The 16,179-nt window shown below is 70.9% G+C and carries 12 protein-coding genes and 3 tRNA genes; 7 read left to right on the top strand and 8 right to left on the bottom strand.

Going from position 1 to position 16,179, the window contains the following annotated elements:
- Positions 1–58 precede the first annotated feature (58 nt).
- From WME95_RS20330 to WME95_RS20320, 3 genes are all read left to right on the top strand, one after another.
- Positions 59–130 (top strand) — tRNA-Val (locus WME95_RS20330).
- 45 nt (positions 131–175) lie between these two features.
- Positions 176–252, top strand: a tRNA-Asp gene (locus WME95_RS20325).
- Positions 253–417: 165 nt separating this feature from the next.
- Positions 418–494: transfer RNA gene (locus WME95_RS20320), tRNA-Asp, on the top strand.
- Between the two features lie 93 nt (positions 495–587).
- On the opposite strand, the gene WME95_RS20315 is transcribed toward WME95_RS20320, so the two are convergent.
- The 3 genes from WME95_RS20315 to WME95_RS20305 all read right to left on the bottom strand — a co-directional run bounded on the left by WME95_RS20315 (position 588) and on the right by WME95_RS20305 (position 5,515).
- Positions 588–2,099, bottom strand: a complete 1,512-nt coding sequence (locus WME95_RS20315; protein ID WP_437910013.1) for a hypothetical protein — start codon at positions 2,097–2,099, stop codon at positions 588–590.
- A 144-nt stretch (positions 2,100–2,243) separates the two neighbouring features.
- A complete protein-coding gene (locus tag WME95_RS20310) occupies positions 2,244–3,641 on the bottom strand; it encodes a sugar transferase (RefSeq protein ID WP_437911005.1) in 1,398 nt (465 codons plus the stop codon).
- A 422-nt stretch (positions 3,642–4,063) separates the two neighbouring features.
- On the bottom strand, positions 4,064–5,515 hold the full coding sequence (locus WME95_RS20305; RefSeq protein ID WP_437910012.1) for a hypothetical protein: 1,452 nt from the start codon (positions 5,513–5,515) through the stop codon (positions 4,064–4,066).
- 341 nt (positions 5,516–5,856) lie between these two features.
- Here WME95_RS20305 and WME95_RS20300 point away from each other — a divergent pair, with 341 nt between their 5' ends.
- Positions 5,857–7,155 (top strand): glycosyltransferase family 4 protein, encoded by a 1,299-nt coding sequence (locus WME95_RS20300; protein WP_437910010.1) that lies wholly within the window; start codon positions 5,857–5,859, stop codon positions 7,153–7,155.
- Between the two features lie 7 nt (positions 7,156–7,162).
- Here the strand turns inward: WME95_RS20300 and WME95_RS20295 are convergent, their stop codons facing one another.
- On the bottom strand, positions 7,163–7,771 hold the full coding sequence (locus WME95_RS20295; RefSeq protein WP_437553886.1) for a hypothetical protein: 609 nt from the start codon (positions 7,769–7,771) through the stop codon (positions 7,163–7,165).
- Between the two features lie 553 nt (positions 7,772–8,324).
- Here WME95_RS20295 and WME95_RS20290 point away from each other — a divergent pair.
- A complete protein-coding gene (locus tag WME95_RS20290; RefSeq protein WP_437910008.1) occupies positions 8,325–10,853 on the top strand; it encodes a hypothetical protein in 2,529 nt (842 codons plus the stop codon).
- 59 nt (positions 10,854–10,912) lie between these two features.
- Here the strand turns inward: WME95_RS20290 and WME95_RS20285 are convergent, their stop codons facing one another.
- On the bottom strand, positions 10,913–11,221 hold the full coding sequence (locus WME95_RS20285) for a YciI family protein (RefSeq protein WP_437910007.1): 309 nt from the start codon (positions 11,219–11,221) through the stop codon (positions 10,913–10,915).
- Between the two features lie 170 nt (positions 11,222–11,391).
- On the opposite strand from WME95_RS20285, the gene WME95_RS20280 reads away from it, so the two are divergent.
- Positions 11,392–12,309, top strand: coding sequence for a hypothetical protein (locus tag WME95_RS20280; protein ID WP_437553881.1), 918 nt, complete (start codon positions 11,392–11,394; stop codon positions 12,307–12,309).
- 166 nt (positions 12,310–12,475) lie between these two features.
- Here the strand turns inward: WME95_RS20280 and gloA are convergent, their stop codons facing one another.
- Together gloA and greB are read right to left on the bottom strand one after the other, a co-directional pair.
- Positions 12,476–12,871, bottom strand: a complete 396-nt coding sequence (gene gloA, locus WME95_RS20275) for a lactoylglutathione lyase (RefSeq protein WP_437910006.1) — start codon at positions 12,869–12,871, stop codon at positions 12,476–12,478.
- A gap of 44 nt (positions 12,872–12,915) precedes the next feature.
- Positions 12,916–13,389 carry a transcription elongation factor GreB gene (gene greB / locus WME95_RS20270; RefSeq protein ID WP_437553877.1) on the bottom strand — a complete coding sequence of 158 codons (474 nt, stop codon included), beginning with the start codon at positions 13,387–13,389 and terminating at the stop codon, positions 12,916–12,918.
- 259 nt (positions 13,390–13,648) lie between these two features.
- Between greB and WME95_RS20265 the strand changes: the two genes are divergently transcribed.
- Complete coding sequence (locus WME95_RS20265; protein ID WP_437910005.1) at positions 13,649–15,508, top strand: acyl-CoA dehydrogenase; 1,860 nt, start codon at positions 13,649–13,651, stop codon at positions 15,506–15,508.
- Positions 15,509–15,556: 48 nt separating this feature from the next.
- Here the strand turns inward: WME95_RS20265 and WME95_RS20260 are convergent, their stop codons facing one another.
- Positions 15,557–16,042 carry a hypothetical protein gene (locus WME95_RS20260; protein WP_437910004.1) on the bottom strand — a complete coding sequence of 162 codons (486 nt, stop codon included), beginning with the start codon at positions 16,040–16,042 and terminating at the stop codon, positions 15,557–15,559.
- Positions 16,043–16,179 lie beyond the last annotated feature (137 nt).

The raw sequence follows: 16,179 nt of genomic DNA, 5'->3' as shown, positions 1-16,179 counted from the left end.
CGAGAAATAAATCTTGACGGACTCCGTTCGGCGAGTACAGTCGCGCACCTCTCCGACGGGGCGGGTAGCTCAGCGGCAGAGCGTCGGCCTTACAAGCCGATGGTCGCAGGTTCGACCCCTGTCCCGCCCACTTCCTGGGTTCAGGGGCCTGGGTGATCTGTAGTGATGTCAGTCTGGGGTGGTAGTTAAGTTGGTTATAACGCCGGCCTGTCACGCCGGAGGCCGCGGGTTCGAGTCCCGTCCACCCCGCCAGCTTTCTTCCCTGTCATCAGAGTCGATGCTCGCCTGAGCCTCCCTCGGTTGGCTTGCATCGCTCGGTGCATGCCAGGCGAGGAGGTTGGCTCATGGCGAGCTTGCTCATGGGAAGCAAAGCCGAGCTGGCTCGGCGCTCGCTGAGCGATCGTATCCCTGACGTCTGGGGTGGTAGTTAAGTTGGTTATAACGCCGGCCTGTCACGCCGGAGGCCGCGGGTTCGAGTCCCGTCCACCCCGCCAACGCTTCTTGAATCGCCGCCGCGCCGCCGTCCGCCGTCGCACTTCTGACAGGCCGGGCGCTTCAGGCGTGGCGCACGTGGCGCGCAGCGCGCCTCAGTCGCCGCGCTGCGAGAGCGTGAGCAGCGCCTTGACCTTGGCGTACGAGATGTAGGGGTTGTCCTCGGCGCCCCCGAGATCATCGGCGTCCTCGCCCGTGCCCTGGGCCCGGACCGGGATCCAGAGATAGTCCGGGTGGAGCTCCTTGCCGTTGACCCCGTTCACGATCGAGGGGTTCTTGATCCACTCGCCGCCCAGGATGGTGAGGTTCTCGTCGAGCTCCAGCACGTAATGCAGCTCCGACACGGAGAGCGGCACGGTGCGCTGCTCGGGCGGCGTGAGCAGCGTCTCGCCGGTGACCGAGTCGGAGATCATCCAGAAGCGCGCGGCGACGCGGACGAAGCGCGTCGCGCCCGGGTTGAACCTGTAATTGTAGCAGTCGGCGCCCGCATACGCGCCGCCGCACAGGAGCCGCGCGGCCTGCCGGACGTCCACCTCCTCGATGACATCGATCGAGAACTGCTTCACGGGGAAGCTCCACACCTCGACGTCCCAGGTGTGGTCGACGATGAACATGAGCTTCTGTCGCTGGGTCGAGTCGCCGTGGAGCGGCTTTGCTCCGACCCCGAGCAGCCCGGTCATGGCCACGTGCATCGTGGCCGGGTTCAGGTCGCGGCAGGCGGGGTCGACGGGCCTGCCGTAGACGTCGCGCATCGTCCGATCCGCCCGCGTCTCGCAGCGGCGCCCCGAGAAGGTCACCGAGTCGCTGAAGTAGAGCTCGCTCATCAGCGCCTCGATGTCCGCCATGCGGAACAGGACGCAGCCGGTCTCCGCCGCGGCGCACTCGGTCACCTTCGCGCCGGAGAGCTTCACCCGGACGTCGCGGCGCGGCCCGGCCCCCTCGGCGGCGACGTAGGCCGACCACCCGTTGCAGTGCCCCCACCAGTACTCCGGGTAGACACCCTGGTAGAGCCCGTGATGCTGTAGCTCCCAGCGCGTGGCCGGGCCGGCCACGACCACCGTCGGCTGGATATACGGAGGATTGCGCAGGTAGGGAGGCCTCCTGAGGTCATCCATGCTCCACGAGGCGATGGCCCCGAGCGTCTCCATCTGCCCCGAGTGGAACAGGACATCGTATTTCTCGACGGGAGAGATGTTGTCCGGGTCGGAGATCCGGTCGGAGTAGTTCTTGTTGGCCGAGTTCCAGCGATCGGCGATGCCGTTCTGCCGCTGTGGCCACCAGTTCGAGGCGAACGCGGTCGACTGCGCCTCGCCTTCCCGGAGCGTCGAGTTGAGCTGGAGCAGGGAGCCCCGGAGCTCGGGGTGCAGGTGCGAGGGCAGGTTGGCGCCGTCGAGCGCCTCGCGGCCGCCGGTTCGAGGGATGAGGAGCTGGTGCGCGCCGCCGAGGATCTGGCCGGTCTCGGGCGAGAAGCCGAGCACATACGGCAGCTCTCCGCCTTCCATGAAGCGGAAGGCCGAGACGTTCAGGCTGCTCGCCGCGACGGCGACGCTCTCTCCCGGCGCCGGGTCGAGCTCCGCGCAGCCCTGGACCAGAAGCACCGAGCTCACGACGCTCGCCCTCATCCACGTCTTCATCGACGAACCCCCCGGAGACCGACGCCCGCCGATCTCTCGCGCGTGCTCTGCAGAGGGCGCGCCACCGAGCCCGGCGGTAAAGAGCGCAGCCATTGCACGGCGCGGCGGCCGGACGATTCACCGTGCGCCGATGCGCCAGAGCACGACCTTCACGGTGTCGATGAGGATGGAGATATCGAACCAGAGCGAGAAGCTCTTCATATAATAGAGATCATACTGGAGCTTCTCCAGCGCGTCCTCGGCGGACGCGCCGTAACGGCAGCGCACCTGTGCGTGCCCCGTCACTCCCGGCTTCACGAAGAGCCGCTGCCGGAAGAAGGGGATTTGCTTCTCCAGAGCGGCGATGAACTCGGGGCGCTCGGGCCGCGGGCCCACCATGCTCATCTCGCCGACGAGCACATTCCAGAGCTGCGGCAGCTCGTCGAGGCGCGTCTTCCGGATGAAGCGCCCGACGCGGGTCACGCGCGGATCGTTCTCCGTCGCCCACGCCGCCCCGTCCTTCTCGGCGTCGGTCCTCATCGAGCGGAACTTGTGGATCCTGAACGGCTTCCCGAGAGCGCCTGTCCGGATCTGCGAATAGAGCGCCGGCCCCCTGGAGTCGAGCTTCACGAGGGCGGCCGTGAGCGCCATCAGCGGAAGCGCGAGGACGAGCCCGGCGGTCGCGCACGCGACGTCGAAGATCCGCTTCGCGATCCGCGTCCGCCGCCGCACGCTGAACCCGTGAGAGAAGATGATCTGGCTCGGCTTCAGCTCGCGCACGCAGATCTTGCCGGTCACGCGCTCGTAGAAATCCATACCCTCCTCGATCTCGACGCCGCGGAGCTTCAGATCGAGCAGCTCTTCCAGCGGGAAGGCGGCGCGGCGATCGGACGTCGCCACGATCACCACCGCGACGCCGCGCTGCTCGACGAGGCGGCGGAGGTCACGGTACCTCCCCGCGATCTCGGCCTCGTCGATCGGCTCCTCGTCTCGGACGAGCCGGCCGGCGAGGCGCAGCCCGAGGACCTGTCCATCCTTCCGGATGAGGGCCGCGCACGAGCGGGCGAGCTCGCCTGAGCCCAGCACGACCGCGCGCTTGGAGAAGCTCTCGCTCCTCATCACCCGATCACACGCCGCGCGCCACGCGGGGAGCACGAGCGCCGCCGCCCCGAGCGACGTCAGGATCACCCGGTCGCTGATCTCCGCGTCCGGCACGAGCCAGAACGCGAGCCACAGCACGGCCGCCGCCAGGCCGAGCGCCCGGAACGTCGTCAGGACCAGCGCCCGTGCTCTGGGAGGCTCGGGCCCGTAGAGGCCGTGATAGTAGAGCGACACCAGCGCAACCAACGAGATGCTCGCTGTCCGTCCGAAGCGCTCCCCATCGAGCATGTGCTCCCAGCCCACGAGCACGCCCGGCGCGCAGCACACCAGGAGCGAGAGCAGGCTGGCCTCGACAAACCACACCATCGCCCGGCGCGGCGACCGGAACAGCTCCAGCATCGTCCCTCCACTCGTCGGCCCCGGGCGGTCGCACATCACGGCGCGTCGCCTCTGACGGGGCACCTACGGTTGTAGTTGAACCTACACTAGAGCAGACCGGGGCAGATCGCCAGATGCCTCCGACGAATCTCATTTCATGACGGCGGACTGAGCCGCCGCGCGCGAGGCCGGGCCCGGCGAAATTGGGGCTTTTGCGGCCGGGTCGCGGCGATGACGTGCGACCTGTCGTGGGGAGTCGCGGCGCGAGAACGCCATCGACGGATTGCCTACGTCGAGTCCTTAGCGTCACGTGGACCGAGGCTGAGCCGCCACGCGCCACGCGCCACGCGCCACGCGCCACGCCAGCCACGCGCGCGCCGCCCGGTGCACGGTCGTCTCGCCGGCTCTCCGGCGGCTGAGCCGTCGCGCGGGTGGGCGCGCCGCCTCCTGCGGGGGAGCGATTGGCGTGTCGCGGGGGCTTATCGCGCGTCGCGCGTCGCGCGCGGCCCGGCTTGCGCGGCGCGCGCGGGTGGGGCCTCGCCGGAGGTGTCGCCGCCGCCGTCGGGCTCGCGGCCTGGCTCGGGCGCCTGCCAGCGGCCGGAGGGCATCCCCTGGATCATCGCGCCGCGGCGCTCGTCGTCCCATGCGCCGTCGGGATCGCGGCGGAGCGTCCGGTGTCGATCCGTCGATAGCGTCCCCGAGATCCCGGCGCTGACGATGCTCCTCAGCGAGCCGCCGGCCTCACCTGCGCTCGGCGCCGGATCGAGCGCGGCGCGCATGTACTCCAGATCGACGCCGCCGCTCAGCGCGAGCCCGCGCCAGAGGGGATAGGAGATCTCCGCGCCCGCGAGCGCGGTGGTCGTGGACAGCGACCCTTCCCTCGAGGGCGCCGCCGCGCCGGGGGTGAGGTGGAGCGGCGGATTGGCGGCGACGGGGGCGCTGCCGGTCGAGAAGCGGGCGACCCCGGTCACGATGAGGTCGCGGGTCGCGCCGCCCCGGGCGGGCCGAAAGCTCGCTTCGAGGGACGCCTCGTGCTCGTGTCCGAATCCGATCCTCGGCCCGAGCGACGTGTAGGAATAGGCATAACCCGCCGTCAGCCGATAGCGCTCCTCCACGTAGGTGAGCCCGAGCCGCGCCGCCGGCGAGATCACGGCGTCGCGCGACGACAGCACCGGAGGCGGGCTCGCGACGGTCACGCCGCCGGCGACGCGCGTCGAGAGGTTCCGCGTGAGCTCGTGAGACTCGGAGAGGAGCGCGGCGCCGGCGTGGACGCGGGCCGCGCCGCGCGTGAGATCGGTGTCGAGCAGCGCGTGATGGTACCGGGTGACCTCGTACCGGAGCTCGGGTGTGAGCGTGTCCTGCGCGCCGAGGTCGAACGAGGTGCTCACCTCGGCGCGCCCCGTGTGCGCGTCGATCCCGACCGCGGCAGGGTCGTCCGCCGAGAGCGCGCCCGCCTGCTCGTAGCCGACGCCGACGCGCACCGAGGAGCGCCGCGACGCCGTGATGGAGAGGGCCGGCGCGGCGGAGAGCGTGTATTGCAGGCGATCGCCGGACAGGAACGGATCGCGCGCGGCGAGCGCGTCGTCGGCGCGCACGCCGAGGCGCGTCGCGAGGTAGCCGGCCGCGGCCATGGAGAGATCCGCGAGCGGCGAGAGCGCCCAGCCCGCTCCCCCGCCGAGCCGCGCCGAGGCGCTGTCGGAGGGCGTGAGTCGAGCCGGGTCGAGCGAGACCTGAAATACCCGCTCGTAGCTTCCATCGACGCTCACTCCATAACGAGACACCTCGCCCCGGAGAGAGCCCTCGAGCGAGCCAACGACGCCAGCCATCAGCGCTCCCGAGCCCACGTCCCCGACGTTCGACGCCACGCTCTGCTCCAGCGCCGCCCGCGCCGTCACGTCGGAGTCCCACATCGGCAAGACGAACGAGAACACGCGCCCCCTCGCTGTCGAGCGGCAAGCCCCGCGGCACGGAGCGACCCGAATCGGCCGCCCTTCCCTCCCCGGCAGCACGCCCGGCGCCCGGAGCGTCCCACGTTCGATGATGTTTGCAACATTACAAATCTGGTCTCGGCGTGCGCGTGCGCGTGCCATCGCGTGCAGCGCGTGCAGCGCCAGGGGCTGAGCGGCGCCGCCGGGGACGCTCCTGAAAGCGCGCCAGGCCGTGCAATGCGCGCGCTCGCGGTGTGGACGTGCGCCGACAGGGCAGGACGTACCCCGAAGTCCATCGCTGCCCCGCTGAGGGCGGACCCATCGAATGTAACAAATATTACACCATGAAGTCTGGTGTGAACGTGGGCATGAAGGAGGCGGCCGGGCCGAGGCCGCTGCGCGTCCTCTGGGTGACACGCATCTTTCCGAACCGGGTTGAGCCGCTGTCGTGCGCGTTCCAGCGGCAGCAGCTCGCGGCGCTGTCGCGCCGGTGCGCCGTGGAGGTGCTCGCGGCGATCCCGTACCACCCGGGCGTATCGCTCCTGGGCGATCGCACACGCCCGGGCCGGCTGGTGGCGGTGCCCGCGCGCGACGAGATCGACGGCGTCCCGGTGGTCCACGCGCGCGCGCCGTACCTCCCCGGGGCGGGCCGGGTGCTGGCGCCCGTGAACGCGCCGCTCTACCTGGCGGGGCTCCTGCCGTACGTCCCGCGGCTGCGGGGGCGGTTCGACGTCGTGCTGGGGGCGTGGCTCTACCCCGACGCCTGCGCCGCGGCGCTGCTCGCCCGGATGCTCGGCCTCCCTTATGCGGTGAAGGCCCACGGCACGGACGTGAACGTCGTGGCGCGCTGGCGCTCGGTGCGGCCGCTTGTCGGCAGCGCGCTCCGGTCCGCCGCATGCGCCATCGGCGTGAGCCGGCCGATGGTCGAGGCGCTCGTGGCGCTCGGCGCGCCGAAGGAGCGCGCGGTCCTCGTCCGCAACGGGGTCGACCGCGCGCTCTTCCACCCTGCCGACCGGCGCGCTGCCCGGCGCGAGCTCGGGCTCCCCGCGCGCGGGCGCATCGTCACCTTCGTCGGGCACGTCAGCCGGGAGAAGGGGATCCACGAGCTGCTGCGCGCGTTCGAGGCGCTCGGCAGGGACGGCCGCGACGGAAGCGAGCCTGTCCATCTCGTGATCGTCGGCGACGGTCCGGAGCGGGCTGCGGTCGAGCAGGCCGCCGCGCAGCGCGATCGCGAGCGCGCGCCCGCCGATCTGAGCGAGGGGCGCGGCCGGATCATCGCGGTCGGGGCGAGGCCGCTCGCCGCGGTTGCCCGCCACCTCGCCGCGACGGATCTCCTGGCGCTTCCGAGCTGGGCGGAAGGAACGCCGAACGTGGTGCTCGAGGCGCTCGCGGCTGCGCGTCCTGTGGTGGCCACGCGCGTCGGGGGCATCCCGGATGTGGTGACGCCGGGGCGCACCGGCCTTCTCGTTCCGTCGCGCGACGCCGGGGCGCTCGGCCGGGCGCTCCGCGAGGCGCTCGCGCGAGCGTGGGACGAGGACGCGTTCGCCGAGGCGGCGCCGCCGTCGTGGGAGGAGAGCGCCGAGGCGCTGCAGCGGCTGCTCGCGCGGGCGGCGTTCGGGGACGACGGGCGGGCCGCCGCCTAAGGGGGGATCACCACGAGATCGACCAGGTGCACCGAGGCGCCCCGCGGTGCCTGCAGGCCGTGTGCTCGACCGCGCTGCGCCGGCTGCCGAGGAGCGCGAGTCCCGCCTCGACCCAGCCCGAGATGCCATGGCCGCACATGTAGAGCGGCAGGCCGCCGCCCGAGAGCGTGGCCCTCCCCGCGGCGTCGCCGGTGGCCGTCACGCTGAAGTCGCCGTACTTGAAGTAGGTCTTGTACATGAGGCCGAAGCGCTTGAAGAGCACCGACGGCGAGCCCACCACCGCCATCGTCTTGTAGGTCGTCGTCAGGTCCTTCCGGGCGATCTCCGCGCCGAGGAGGCGCATCTTCTCCATCCTGCCGCCGAAGAGCCCGTGCAGGAGCGCGCAGTCGATCTCGAGGAGCGGCGCCATGTCGTGCCAGGCCAGAGGCATCGGCGGATCGTCGAGGTAGCGGGCCGCCTGCGGCGAGAGCCGACGGCTCAGATCCGCCACGGCCCGCTCGCCATAGCTCTGCCGCAGGGCCTCGGCGCGGGAGCCGATCAGGGTGCCCTTCACGAGATTCCCCTCGCGCAGGACCCGAGGATCGCCAAGGAACTGGGAGGAGTCTGGCGTCGGCATGCTGCAGAGCGCTCCTATCTTCGCCCAGTATAGCGACAGATCCGCGCGGAGGTGTGGCGGATTCGCGTCATGTGCCCTCGATCCTCGATGCGCGTGTCGTCCGAGGTTCCGAGGTGTCCGAGTCTTCCGGGGCCGCGGACGGGCGCGGAGGCGAGGGCTCACTCCGCTCGATATTTCGATTGCGCTCGCTATTTCGACGTCGCCACCGTGCTGCCCCACGAAGCGTGAGCGCCACCCCGGCCGCGATGGCGTCGCCTCACCAGGTGAATGGTATGCAGTATTACCACCGACGCGGCTTGCATGGGCGCCGTCCTCCGCCGGTCCAGCACAGGGAGGAAGCGCGCGTCTCGGCCCGAGGGTTGATGAGGTCGCCACGCGCGAGCCGCTCGGCGGTGCCGTCGATGTTGGCCATGTGACGCGGACGCACACCGCTCATTCCCCGTGACGCGCGGCGCGCGGCGCGCACGCAAATACTCGGCACGACGCGTGCTGTTCAGCGTGGGTCAACGCTGGCCGGCGCGGCTGTTCGCGCCCAGCGATACCGAGAACCAGCATGCGACCGATTCACCACATCCTCACCGCCGCGGCGCTCTCTCTGGGCCTTGTCGGGGCGCCGGTGCGCGCCGCCGCGCAGCCTGTCACCGGTCACCCGCGACTCTGGCTCACGAACGAACACCTCCCGAGGCTGCGCGGGTGGGCCGCGGACAGCCGAAACCGCATGTACACGGAAGCCATGTTGCCCGCGCTCCGGGGCGCGATCGCAGCTTACGAAGGCCGGTTCTACCCGAATGGACGGCCGAACCCGACGTGGCCGGACGGCGGCACCAACGCCTACGAGCAGTATCCGACCGAGGCGTATGCCGAGTTTTTCGCGTTCATGTCGCTCATCGACGCCGACGTCACGGCCCGCCCCACCCACGCCGTCAGGGCGCGCAACCTATTGATGGTTGCCATCGAGGAGGCGAGCAAGGGGAGAGCCGACGGCCAGCCCTTCCGCCGCCCGGGGTTCGCGACCGGCGATCGCTCGCGCTGGTGGGGTGAAGGGTTCCCGCTGACGGTCGATTGGATCTATGACGCGACCGACAGCGGCGGCCGTCCGGTGCTCTCCGCCGGCGACAAGGCCAAGATACGGCAGGTCTTCCTCAGGTGGATTGACGACAACCTCCACGCCTCGACGGCGGGCAACGAGCACCCCCACCCCGTCGGCGTCATGAACGATCCGGCGCTGCTCCGCGATCCGCTCCAGCTCAGGTGGGCTGCGAACAACTTCTATCTCGGCCATCTGCGCCAGGTCACGCTGATGTCGCTCTCGATGGACGACGCGGACGACCCGCCGCTCGATCCGAGCGCGCCGGCGGGGGCGCTCGGCAACACGCTGCGCAGCTATCGCGCGAACGCGACGGGCGCGTGGCTCTACCAGGCCTTTGCCGTCTTCGAGGCCTCCGAGACCGCGGCCAAGCAGCTCGGGGTCCCGTCCGACGGGCTCGGCGTGGCCAGCGGCGGCCTGCCCGTGGAGGGCTTTCTCTACGGCGGCGGCGTCGCGACCCTCCACCACGCGCTGCTCGGGCTCTATACGGCCGGCTACGGCACCCAGGCCCAGTCAGGGCCTCAGATCGGGCTTCTGCGCAGCGGAACCTGGGACCGCTTCACGGACGGGTTCCTGCACTCGATCGCGCCGGGCCCGGTCACGTACCCGTCGAGGCGCGACCTCGGGCCGGTCTACGAGATGGCGAATTACGGCGACGCGCTGCAGGTCTGGGTCGAGCCGCGCTTCGCGGAGCTGTTCGGCTCGCTGGGCGTCTACGACCAGCTCACGGGCAACACCGCGCGCTTGCAGAGGTCGCGCTGGATCGTGGCCAACACGATCGCGGGCGGCGCGCCCGAGCTCTACGTGCGCACGTCCAAGATCTGGGGATCGCCCGCCCCGAGCCGGGCGATCCTGAGCTTCATGCTCTTCGACCCGGCCGCGCCGCTCCCGGCGGATCCTCGCCCGGCGATGCCCACCGCCTTCTTCGAGCGGGCGCAGGGACGCGGCTCCCTCCGCGCGCGCTCGGACTGGACGGCGGGCGCGACGTGGTTCACCTGGCGGTGCGGCTGGGTGACCATCAACCACCAGATCGGCGATTGCAATCAGATCGAGCTCTACCGGAAGGGAGAGTGGCTGACGAAGGAGCACACGAGTTACTCGAACAACCTGATCGGGGCCACGACCGACTACCACAACACCCTCTCCCTGCAGAACGACAAGCCGTCGAATATGCGCTGGTTCGAGAAGGAGATCGTCGCGCGAGGGGGCCAGTGGCGCGAGGGGCGCGCCGCCGGCGATCCGATCACGCGCATGACCCGCGGCGCCGGCTACGTGTTCGCCGAGGGGATAGCGACGGATCTGTACAACACCCGCGAGAACGTCTGGACGCCCACGGACGCCGCACGCGACATCGTCCATGCGAGCCGGTCGGTCGTCTGGCTGCAGCCGGATCACGTGGTCGTCTACGACCGCGCGACGTCGCGCACCGCCGGCCGGTTCAAGCGGTTCAACCTGATGACCACCTCGGCGCCGCGGATCGCCGGCCGGACGGCGAGCGCCGTGACCCCGCGGGGGCAGACGCTGTTCATCCAGAGCCTCTTGCCGCGGAGCGCCCGCATGGCGGCCGTGCCGGTCGAGAACGTCGACAAGCCGGCGGCGATGGAGCCGACGACCCACCGCCTCGTCGTGGAGGACCAGACCGCTCCGACGGACGTCCGCTTCCTGCACGTGCTGCAAGGCGCGGACGCGGGCGCGGCGATGGATGCGGCGACGCGGATCGACAGCGCGCAGGGCTCCGGCTTCGACGGCGCGCTCGTGGCAGGCACGGTCGTCCTCTTCCGCTCGGATCTGCGCTCGGAACCGCGAGCGAGCTCGGGGCCGCTGTCCTATCAGGTGCCTCGCGCGACGCGCCGGCACGTGATCACCGGTCTCCTGCCGAAGGCCGGCTACGACGTGGCCGTCGTCTCCCGGGAGCCGGAGCTCGCGATCCGCATCACGCCGGGCGGGCGCTACAGGACGGACGACTCGGGCGTGCTCTCGTTCGACACGCCGTAGCGCGCGGCGCGGTTCTCGGCGCGGACGGCGTCGGCGCGATGAACGGCGGGGCGCTCCCGTCAGGGCTTCGGGGCGAACACCCTGTCGAGCTCCTCCTTTCCGAACACCGGCGCCCAGGGCAGGAGCTCGTACTGCGCCAGCCCCTTCGCCGTGAAGGGATCGCCGTCCCGGATTTGATCCAGCGTCGCCGCGGCCGCCTCGTCGGGCACCCGGAGCAGGAGCGCGCCGCCGAAGCGGGGATCGAGCGGCCCTGACACGAGCAGCAGTCCCTGCTCGATGAGCCCCTTCAGATAGGCGCGGTGGGCGTCGACGGCCGGGAGCACCTCGTCGAGCGGTCGCCTGTAACGAATGATCGCAATCGCGTACATGATGTCGTGAGTCCTCGCGCCGCAATCTACCAGAGCACAGCGCGCCCGGCCGGAGAGTCTGTTCGCGCCAGGGCGCCCTCCGGCCGAGCCTCCGGCGGCAATCGCGCGGTCCCCCTTTCCCTTCGCGCTTCTGTCTGGCAGTGTGCGCGCCCTCCGCTGGAGACACCTGTATGGCGAGACCCCCGAAAGCAGCACCTGCTCCCGTTCTCCCGTCCTCGCCGGCCGCCGCGCTCGCTGCGTACGGCCGCGTTGAGCCGAAGCTCCTCGAGCTCGGCCCCGACGATCTCGTGACCGTCTACGTCGAGGTCCCCAGGGCCGTGAGCTCCGTGCTCTCCGCCCTGCCCCACCTGCGCGAGATCCGCGACGAGATCGTCCGGGATCTCCCGAACCATCCGATCGCGATGCTGGACGAGCTCGAGGATTACGCCCTCGCGGCCTGGTACGCCGATCTTCTCTACAGCACGCCCGCGAGCGAGCTCGACGCGAAGAAGCTCACCGAAGACGCCGGCACGCTGCGCGAGGCGCTCCTCGTCGCCGCCGAGGCGCTCGGTCACAGGAACCTGCTCGACAAGCAGCGCGTCGCCGACATCCGCAAGGGCAAGGGGCACGCAGATCTCGCGAGCGATCTCATCGCCCTGGCCGAGCTCTTCCGCGGCTCCTGGGACAAGGTCCGCGCCAAGACGGCGGTCGAGGACGAGGAGCTCGAGCGCGCCGCGGATCTCGGCGTGCGCCTCCTCGCCGCGCTCGCCGCGAAGCCCGGCAAGGGCTCGTCCGCGGCGCCGAAGATCACCGACGCCGGCGATCGCCGCGCCCGCGCGATCTCGCTGGTCGCGAAGGCGTACGAGGAGTGCCGCCGCGCCGTCGCGTACCTGCGCTGGCACGAGGGCGGCGACGGCGACCTCGCCCCGTCGCTGCTGCAGAAGCCGCGCGGCCGGCGCCCGAACGCCGAGAAGGCCGCCGCGGCCGCGAGCAGCGCCTCGTCCGAGGCGCCGGCCAAGGCGCCCGACGAGGAGGCGTCCGCGGCAGAGGGCGGCGAGCTCTCGTCCCCCGAGCCGGCGAACGACGCCGCGCCGGTCGCGGGCGCCTGATCACCCGCGCCTCGCGGGCTCGAAGCGAGCCCGCAGGCGAGCGCACAGCAGAGGCAAGGCGCGGGCAGCGCGGAGGCTCCTCTGGGCCTCCGGCTGCTCCGCGACCTCCCCTGCCTCGACGCGCCTCGCCGACCTCGATCTGCCGGCCTCGACGTCCCGGTTCCGGCTACCGGCTCCGGCTCGACTCCTCGATGAGCTCGACCTTGTAGCCGTCCGGATCCTCGACGAACGCGATCACGGTCTTGCCGTGCTTCATCGGGCCCGGTTCGCGCGTGATCTTCCCGCCCGCCGCCCGGATGCGGTCGCAGGCCCCGCGGATGTCGTCGACCCCGAGCGCGATGTGCCCGTACGCTGTGCCGAGCTCGTATCTGTCCACGCCCCAGTTGTGCGTGAGCTCGAGCTCGGCGTGCTCGGGGTTCTTCCCGTAGCCGAGGAAGCAGAGCGTGAACTTGCCCTCGGGGTAGTCCTGCCGCGACAGGAGCTGCATCCCGAGCACGTCCCTGTAGAAGCCGATCGAGCGCTCGAGATCGCCGACCCGAAGCATCGTGTGCAAGATCCTCATGCCGATTCCCGTCTCCTTCTCCGGCCCTGGCGCCAGCGCGGCGCTCAGCCGTAACGCACCGAGATGAGCTCCATCTCCGCCTCGCCCGCCGGGCGGCGGACCGTGATCACGTCCCCCGCGCGCTTGCCGAGGAGCGACCGACCGACCGGAGAGCGCCAGCTGATGCGCCCTGCGGCGCTGTCGATCTCGTCCTCGCCCACGATCTGGTACGTGCGGCGCGCGCCGTCCTCGTCCTCGATCTCGACCGTCGCGCCGAAGAAGACCTTGTCGCCGCGCTGCTCGGCCGGATCGACCACGACGGCCTTCTCCAGCCGCTTGGTCAGGTAGTGCATCCGCCGGTCGATCTCGCGCAGCTTCTTCTTGCCGTAGATGTACTCGGCGTTCTCGGAGCGGTCGCCCTGCGCCGCCGCGTCGGCGACCTCCTGGACGATGCGGGGCCGCTCCACGGAGCGGAGCCGCCCGAGCTCTTCGGACAGCCTCCTGGCCCCGCTGGGCGTGATGTAAGCCGGGTCGGACATGGTCGATCGCGAGCGAGCCTACGCTGCGCCGCTCGCCAGTTCAACGCCGTGGATCCCGGCGCGGGAGCCCCGCCGAGGACCCGCCTCGGATGCCCCGATCTTCACGGATCTCCACGAGATTCTTCACATGTTGCGGACGGTTGTTGACGCGCCGCGGCGACATGCTAGGCGAATGCAGAACTGTGCCGCAGCTGCGCGGAAGACCGGGAAGGGAACCGGCTGCCAGCGCCTCCCTGCCGCGGCAACGAGGAGGTCTCCCATGTCGAACGCTCAAACCCACCAGAACCGCTACAAGGCCGACCTCCGCGAGATCCGCTTCCTCCTCTTCGAGCAATTCCGCCTGGACGAGCTGCTCGGCAGCGCGCCCTACGACGCCTGGGGGCGCGACGAGGTCGGGATGGTCGTCGACGAGGCGTACAAGTTCGCGTGCGATGTCTTCGGCCCGCTCAACGCGGTCGGCGATCGGGTCGGCTGTCGCATCGAGGGGGGGCAGGTCAAGACCCCGCCGGGGTTCAAGGACGCGTGGGACAAGCTGTATGAGGCCGGGTGGAAGTCGGTCTCGGTCTCGCCCACCTACGACGGTCAGGGCGGTCCCTTCACGCTCTACACGGTGGTGGAGGAGTTCCTCTGCGGCGCGAACGCGGCGCTCAACATGTACCCCGGGCTGACGTACGGCGCGGCCGAGGTGATCGAGCACTTCGGGACGCCGAGGCAGCGCGACCTCTTCTTGAAGCGGATGTACGGCGGGCAGTGGAGCGGGACGATGTGCCTGACCGAGCCCCAGGCCGGGTCGGACGTCGGCTCGTCGCGGACGAACGCGGTGAAGCAGAAGGACGGCAAGTACCTCATCCGCGGCACGAAGATCTTCATCTCCGGCGGCGATCAGGACCTCACCGAGAACGTGGTGCACCTCGTGCTCGCCCGCGTCGAGGGCGCGCCCCCCGGCACGAAGGGGCTCAGCCTCTTCGTCGTGCCCAAGTTCCGGGTGAACGACGACGGCTCGCTCGGCGGGCCGAACGACGTCGTCGTCGGCAACATCGAGCACAAGATGGGCATCAACGGGTCGTCGACGTGCGTGCTCAACTTCGGCGAGAGCGACGCCTGCCTCGGGGAGCTCGTCGGCACCGTCGAGCACCAGGGCATGCCGCAGATGTTCCGGATGATGAACGGCGCGCGCATCTCCGTCGGCCTGCAGGGCGTCTCGGTCGCGTCCTCGGCGTACCTGAACGCGCTCGAGTACGCGAAGGATCGCAAGCAGGGCTCGTCGATCCTCCAGTGGAAGGACGCGACGGCGCCGCGCGTGCCGGTCATCGATCACCCGGACGTGCGGCGGATGCTGCTCGACATGAAGAGCCGCGTGGAGGGCATCCGCGCGCTCATCATCAAGCTCGCGCGCCACCAGGACGCGGTCGCCGTCTACCAGGGCAAGGACGACCGCGCGGCGGCCTACAACCAGGGCCAGGTCGACCTGCTCGTGCCGCTCGTGAAGGCCTACTCGTCCGACCAGGCGTTCCGCGTCTGCGAGACGGCGATCCAGACCTTCGGCGGCGCCGGGTACACGAAGGATTACCCCGTCGAGCAGTACTGCCGCGACGCGAAGGTCTTCTCGATCTACGAGGGCACGAACCACATCCAGGCGATGGACCTCGTCGGGCGCAAGCTCGGCCAGGGCGGCGGGGTCAACCTGCAGGCCTTCCTGAACGACGTGGCCGAGTTCGTGAAGGCCAACGAGAAGCACCCCGTCCTCGCCGCGAGCATCAAGGAGCTCCGCGAGGCGCACGAGGCCGTCGCCGGCACCGCGATGCGGCTGCTCTCGTGGTTCCAGCTGGGCAAGATGCCGATGGTGCCGCTCGCGGCGAACCGCTTCCTCGAGATGATGAGCGAGCTCGCGATCGGCTGGCTCCTGCTCGACGGCGCGGTCATCGCGCTCAAGGCGATGGAGGGCCTCCAGGCCGGCGACGCCGGCGCGAAGGACCGCGCCTTCTACGAGGGCAAGAAGCACGCTGCCCTCTACTTCGCGGCCAACGTGCTGCCGCACGCGAAGTTCTCCGCCGAGATCCTCGGGCGCGAGGACTCGTCCGCGCTCGACATCCCGGCCGACGCGTTCGCGACCGTCTGACCTCCCTCCCCGCGCCGCCCCGCCTCCGGGCGGGGGCGCGGCGCGGGCTCACGCGGGGACCGTGAGCCGCTCCGCCAGGTCCCGGACGGGCACGGGCATCGTCGGGTCGCGCGAGACGGCCATGATCTCGGCGCGGAGCGCGCGGACCTCCGTCAACCGGAGCCACGAGAGCGCGAGCCGCGTCATGCTCGGCAAGCCTCTCGTGAGCACCGCGCGGACGACGTCGGCCGCGGGGAACGAGAAGGCCACCTCCTCGGGGGGCAGGCCCGCGGCCTTCGCCGCCGCCTCGATGCTCGCGTCGAAGTCGTCCCGCTTCGTCTCCAGCACCTCGAAGAAGGCCCGCCCGCCCTCCGGCGCGATGGCCTGAGGCGCCCCGCCGCCTTCGGGCGCGAAGACCCAGGCGCCCGAGCCGTCCAGCCCCACCCGGGCGCCGGACTCCAGCGTGACGAGCGGCAGGAAGCGGCCGCCTTCGATCGGCTCGCCGCCGCCGGCCTCGATCAGCTCGCGCACGAGATCCCTCAGGTTCGCGCTCATGGGCCGATGTTCGCACGGAACACCCGGCGATGGGCAACTGGGCCGGCACGCCAGCGCCGGCAGGCGCGGGGCCGGCGCGGCGCTCGCGCCGGTCGGCACGCGCAGGTCGCTTTGCTTGGAAAACGCGCAGGGCTGAC

This window comes from Sorangium sp. So ce327 (genome assembly GCF_051530205.1).
Lineage (GTDB): Bacteria > Myxococcota_A > Polyangia > Polyangiales > Polyangiaceae > Sorangium > Sorangium cellulosum_B.
The sequence above is the reverse complement of the archived record's forward strand: the minus strand, read 5'-3'. Positions and strand labels throughout refer to the sequence as shown.